The 6,209-nt window shown below is 75.8% G+C and carries 2 protein-coding genes and 2 pseudogenes; 3 read left to right on the top strand and 1 reads right to left on the bottom strand.

All coding sequences use genetic code 11. The features are described from left to right. Positions 1 to 619, top strand: a pseudogene (locus HLB15_RS21780) (hypothetical protein); the annotation flags it as partial. Between the two features lie 171 nt (positions 620 to 790). On the opposite strand, the gene HLB15_RS21785 reads toward HLB15_RS21780, so the two are convergent. Further along, on the bottom strand, positions 791 to 4,006 hold the full coding sequence (locus HLB15_RS21785) for a S8 family serine peptidase (protein ID WP_171108607.1): 3,216 nt from the start codon (positions 4,004 to 4,006) through the stop codon (positions 791 to 793). A 464-nt stretch (positions 4,007 to 4,470) separates the two neighbouring features. Between HLB15_RS21785 and HLB15_RS21790 the strand changes: the two genes are divergently transcribed. Together HLB15_RS21790 and HLB15_RS21795 are read left to right on the top strand one after the other, a co-directional pair. Further along, positions 4,471 to 5,517, top strand: a complete 1,047-nt coding sequence (locus HLB15_RS21790; protein WP_229785526.1) for a glycoside hydrolase family protein — start codon at positions 4,471 to 4,473, stop codon at positions 5,515 to 5,517. 99 nt (positions 5,518 to 5,616) lie between these two features. After that, a pseudogene (locus tag HLB15_RS21795) lies at positions 5,617 to 6,209 on the top strand (hypothetical protein); the annotation flags it as partial.

Consider the following 6,209-nt stretch of genomic DNA (forward strand, 5'->3'; position numbering starts at 1 on the left):
CACCGCGCCGCCGCCGGCGGACGGGCCCGGGGCGCCGACCCCGGCCCCGGCCCCGGTCGCCCCCGCGAGCACGCCGACCACGGAGCCGGTGGTCGACCTCGACGAGGCGGCCCGACGCGCACCGGAGCCGGTCTCTGCCGTCAGCACGCCGCAGCGGAAGGCGGAGCCCGAGCAGGCGACGCCCGCGGACCGTACGCCGTCGACGGTTACGGTCACCCCTCCCTCGTCCCCCCAGGACCCGCCGGTCGCCGCGCCGGAGCCGCGTCCGGAGCCCGAACCCGCCGCACCCGAGCCCCCCGCCCCGGCGCCTCCTGCGCCTCCGGCACCGCCTGCGCCGAAGCCCGAGACCCCACCCGCCCCGGAGCCGCCCCGCGGCGGCCCACCCGGCAACCCCGACAACCCGAACGGCAAGGGCCCGGCGAAGGACAAGGGCCAGGGCCCGGGCAACGGCAAGGGCGCGGACAAGGGCCAGGGACCCGGCAAGGGCACGGGTGCGGACAAGGACAAGGGACCCGGCAAGGGCAAGGGGCCTGGACGGGGGGCGGGGAACGGGCCCGACCAGGGCACGACCTCAGGCCCCGGCAAGGGCCCGGGCGCGAAGAACAGCAGGACACCGTGACCCGCTGAGACCGCCGAGCTCCGTCGCGGGCGCAGCCGGGACCGACCACCGGGTGCTGCCGACCCGCCGGCCCAGGTCGGCGGCAGCCAGGTCGGCAGGCGGCTGTCGGTCGGCACAAGCATGTGCCGACCGACAGCAGGCGTCACGACCTCGCCGCCGGAGTGCTGCGAATCAGCGCACCGCGTACGCCCTGACCACCTCCTTGGACACCGTGCCACCCGCGGCGTCCCAGGCCTCGACCTTCAGCGAGACGTGGGTCGCGCCGGCGCCGGCCCGGACGGTCGCGTCGTACACGCCGGCACCGAGCCGGGTCGTACGGGCGCTGTGCCAGGTGTCGCCGTCGTCGGTGGACCACCACAGGCGGGCGCCCTTGACGGCGGACGTGTCGTACGCGCCGTCCTGGTGGGCCGCGGTGACGCGCACGCGTGTGGTGCCCGGTGCGGAACCGGCCGGGGTCAGGCCGCGCACGTCCCACCGCGTGTCGAGCAGGGGAGGGCGCTCCCCGTCGGGCTCCCCGGACCGGGCGCGGAACCGCCACTCGCCGGTCACGCTCGTGGCCAGCCGGTAGGGCGGGTCGTCGGGGGTGCTCTCCAGGAGCATCCGGTAGTCGGCCCCGCCCTCCGGCACGGCGGGGTAGGCGTCACCGCCCTCGTCGTGGATCAGCTCACCGTCCTGCCAGACGCGCACACGCAGGTTCACGTCGGCGCCCCAGAGGGTCCCGCCGTCGTCGTCGACCCGGGGCGAGGGGCCGAGCGCGAGCTCTCCGAGCGAGTGCTCGACCGGCAGGGTGGTGTACACACCCGGGGCCAGGGCGCCCGCAGCCAGCCCCTGTCGCGCGGTGCCCGGCTTCTCCCAGGTGCGCGTGCGGGCCTCGGCGAGGATCACACCCTCACCGTCCTGCTGGATCTCCGACAGGAGGTACCAGTCGCCCGGGCCGGCCGTCACGTACTCGGTGCGTCGTGTCCCCACGGGCACGGCCTCCGTCGCGCCGTCGGCGACGATGGTCCCCGGCTCCCAGTACAGGCGCTCGGCGAGGTGCGTGTCCCCCACCGACGCGCCGTAGCTCGTCTCGACGGCGACTGTCGTGCGGCGGTCGCCGCGCAGCTCGGGCACGTCGACGCCCTCGCTGTGGTGGGCGAGGTCGTACCGGTAGGACGCCGTCGCGTCGCCCGTGGTCGGCGCCAGCAGGGTCGCCTGGACGATCGTGTCGAGGTCGCCGTGCACGCCCGCGGGCACCGGAGTCAGAGCCAGCTCCGTGCCCGGCCCGTACAGCACGTTGATCCCGGCGTACGCGTTCTCCGCCGAGTCCTCCGTCTCGAGGGACAGGCCCAGGGTCGCGAGGTTCGCCGGGCGGTGCGTCGACGTCGTGACCTCGCGCGCCGTCGTCCCGTCGAGGTACACCTCCGCGTCGGCGGTCGCGTCCACCTCGCCGCTGCCGAGGAACAGCGCGTCGGTCACGGCGCCGCCGTCCTCGTCGAGCGTCTCGTGGTACGCGACCGGGCTGTAGACGCCGGGCACCACGCGAGCCGTCGCGACGCCGTCCTCGAACCGGAGCTCCGCGCCGAACGACCCGCCGTCGTCGGCGTCGACCTTGACGACGGCGCCCCACGTGTCGTCGGGCACGGGCGCGCCGTCGCGGTCGACGGCGCGCACAGTGAGGTTCACCAGCTCGCGCTCCTTCGCCCAGCCGACGGGCGTGCGCACCGTCGTGCCGTCCGTGCCGGTCGCGACCAGCACGCCGCCCACGGCGCCCACGGCGCCCGGGCCGTCGACCACGGTGACGTCGACGGACGCGGATCCGCCCGCCGGGACCACGACCGAGTCGGCCGACAGGGTGAGCGCCGCGTCCGCCGCGTCCCCCGCCGAGTCGGTGACGTCGCTGGTCAGCTCGAGCGTGACGGCGTCGTCGCCGGTGTTCGTGTACGTCACGGGCTCGGTGACGGTCTCGCCGTCGTGCGGCCACGCGAACGTGCCGAACGACACCGACGGCGTGGCCGTGACCTCCTGCGCGAGGGCACCGGGGATCGTGATCCGGCCCGCTCCCTCGGACCAGACGCCGGCGCCCGTCGGCTCGGCCGACGCCATGAGCGCCGCCTTGAGCGCCGGGCCGTCGAGCTCGGGCCGGGCCTGCTTGAGCACCGCGGCGGCACCCGCGACGTGCGGGGTCGCCATGGAGGTGCCGTCGAGGGCGGTGTACAGGTCGTCGACGACGTCGCCCAGCCCCGTGCCGGCCGCCCGCGCCGCGACGATGCCGTCGCCCGGCGCGACGACGTCGGGCTTGAGCTGCGCCTCCGCGCCGCCGCCCCGGCTCGAGTACCAGGTGACGGTGTCGTCGTCGTCGACGGCGCCGACCGTGAGCGCCGACGCCGCGATGCCCGGCGAGCTCACCCAGCCGTCGCCGAGGTCGCCGTCGTTGCCCGCCGCGACGACGAACAGCGTGCCGTACCGGGCGGTCAGCTCCTCGACGGCGACGGCGTCCGGCGCGGGCACGTCGAAGAACGTCGAGCCGAGGGACAGGTTCACGACGTCGGCGCCCTGCTCCGCCGCCCACTCCATGCCCTCGATGACGCCAGACAGGGTGCCGAAGCCCTCGTCGTCGAGCACGCGCCCGACGAGCAGGTCGACGTCGGGCGCGACGCCCTGGTTGACGCCGTCGGACGCCTCGCCCGACCCGGCGAGGATCGACGCGACGTGCGTGCCGTGCCCGTCGCCGTCGACGACGTCGCCCTCGCCCGTGAAGTCCTGCTCGCCGACGACGGCGTCGTCGAGGTCCGGATGCGTCACGTCGATGCCGGTGTCGAGCACCGCGACCGTCACGCCCTCGCCGGTCAGCCCGTTCTCCCACGCCTCGGGTGCGCCGATCTGGGGCATCGAGTCGGCGTCGGCGGCGTGCACCGGCCGGTCCAGCCAGACCCGCCCGACGGCACCGGCCGCCGCGGCGCGTGCGGCGGACCCGTCCGCGGGGGCGAGCGCGTCGAGCAGCGCCGAGGCGCGCCCCTTCGGCAGCGCGTCGGCGACGGCGCCCACCGACTCGAGCGTCCGGTCCGGCGTGACGCCCGACGCGGCCCAGTCCTGCCGGGCCGGTGCCGCGGCCCGGGTGCCGGGCGCACCGTCGGCCGCCGCGACGGTCTGCACGATGACGGGCAGCGAGTCACGGGACGCGTCGTCGTACCCGGCCTCGACCAGGCCCGTCACGTCGAACAGCGCGCGGTCGAGGCGCCCCGGCACGAGCTGCGCGACGTCGCGCGGCACCACGTACAGGTGGTCGCCCTGCCGCTGCTGGAAGAAGGTCATGTGCTCACGGCCCGGGCCGGGCCGCACCGTGGCCCGCTCGGTGCCGTCGGCCAGCGTGCGGACCATGACGACGTCGCCGGTCAGCAGCGTCACGGACGCCTCCGGCCCCGGCGGGGCGGCGGCCGCGGCGGCTCCCGCCGCCCCTGCCGCTGTGCCTGCCGCCGTGCCTGCCGCAGTGCCTGCCGCAGTGCCTGCTGGTGTGACAGCCAGCGCGATCGCTGCCGCGATCGACGCTGCACGTGCTCTCGTGCGCATCGGGTCTCCCGTCCGGTTCGAGCGCGCCGCGGGTGCGGCGCCACGCCCCTCAGACGCACCGAGCGCTCCCCGGGGTTGCGTGACCTGCGCAGACACCCCCACCCCGCCGAGGTAGTCACCTGGCGAGGTAGTCACCTGGCGAGATAGTCACCGGGCGACGTCGTCCCGGACGGTGATGGTTCCTATCATCCTGATTGACCCCGCGGCGCCCCCGGCCCGACGCTCGACACGACGAGAGGCCCGGCGTGACCCGCCGTCACGCACCGGAGCGTGACCGCCGCCCGGGCCGGAGCGGAGCCCCTGTGCGGAACGACAGGCAGACCGAGACCCCGACCGGCAGGTTCACCCTCGCGCCCGACGACGGCGCCCCACCCCTCCTCACCCGGCGCAGCCTGCTGCGGGGCGCCGCGGTGCTCGGCTCGGCGGCCGCCCTGGGCGGTCTCGGCGCCGGGGCCCTCGCCGCCCCGTCCGCCGCTGCGGCCGTACCCGGCTTCCCCACGTTCAGCCGGCTCGGCGCGGCCCTCGACAAGGGCTCGCTCGCCTACAACCCGACCAACGAGCTCATCTTCCCCTCGGTGCGCCACGTCGCGGGCCGCCTCCCGAACCCGCTGGGCGCCTGGTACATGTACTACGCACCGCACGACGCGCCCGGCGGGATCTGCCTCGCCTACGCCGACTCGCTCGCCGGGCCGTGGCGCGAGCACCCGGGCAACCCGGTCATCCCCCGCACCTGGTCGCCGCACTACTCGGTGAGCCACGTGTCGAGCCCGCACGCCGTGTGGAACGGCGCCGACGGCCGGATCTACCTCTTCTTCCACGGCGAGAACACGACCACCCGTGTCGCGACGTCGCAGGACGGCGTCACGTTCACCTACGGCGGCACCGTGGTGACCACCGCGATGCTGCCGTCGAACGTGACCGAGGCGTCGTACGCACGCGTCTTCCCGCATCCCACCCAGGCGGGCACGCACATCATGCTGCTCATGGGCAACCAGGCGGGCACGCGCAAGATCTTCATCGGCTGGTCCAGCCGGCTCGGCTCGGGGTGGCAGGTCAAGCCGCAGCCGCTGATCACGCCCGCGGCGGGCGAGGGTGGTCAGCTCTCGGGCGCCCACTACTGGGCGCGCAGCGGCGGCGGGCACGTCGTCTACCACAGCGGCTCCGGCTCGATCCACGTGGCCGACGTCGGGACGAGCTTCGACCGCGAGAACCACCTCGGCGTGCTGTACACGGACCCGGTCGCGACCCGGTCCGCCGCGCCGAGCTTCGCCGAGGAGGACGGCAGGCTGTACATGTTCTACGAGGCCGGTGCGCGGGGGAACACCAACATCGCGGTGGCCCGCACCTGACCCCTCGGCGTCGTCGCTGGAACCGACCTGCCCGCTGCGGGAGGATGGCCAGGGACGACGCCGGCGGGCCGCCGGCGACCGGCGACACGAGGGGGCCGCATGGCCGAGCAGCCGACGACCGGGCAGCCGACGAGCCGACAGCACCCGACGGCCGGGCCGGCGGCCCGCGGGCACCTGCTGCGCCTCGGCGCACCGCGGGACACCGCGGCGGTGCGCCACCTCGTGACGTTCCTCGTCGCGAGCGTCGTCACGGTGCTCGCCACGCGCGCCTACCTCGCCGCGGCCGGCTACCCCCAGATCGGCGGCGGCGGGCTGCACATCGCGCACGTGCTCTGGGGCGGGCTGTTCATGGCGCTGGCCCTCATGCTCCTGCTCTCGTACGTGGGCCCGGTGCCGCGGTCGCTCGGCGCGGTCGTCGGCGGCCTCGGCTTCGGGCTGTTCATCGACGAGGTCGGCAAGTTCGTCACCTCCGACAACGACTACTTCTACGCACCGACGGCCGCGATCGTGTACGTCGTCACGGTGCTGCTCGTGCTCGTCGTCGAGGGCCTGCACGGGCGGCGGCCGCACCACCCGGCGGAGTACCTCGCCGTCGCGGCGGACCGGCTCGCCGCCGGGCTCGCGGGCGGGTTCACGCCGACGGCCCGCGAGGAGGCGCGGCACCTCGCCGAGCGCGGCGCGGGCGAGCCGGG

The sequence above is a fragment of the Promicromonospora citrea genome (genome assembly GCF_013004695.1).
GTDB lineage: Bacteria > Actinomycetota > Actinomycetes > Actinomycetales > Cellulomonadaceae > Promicromonospora > Promicromonospora citrea.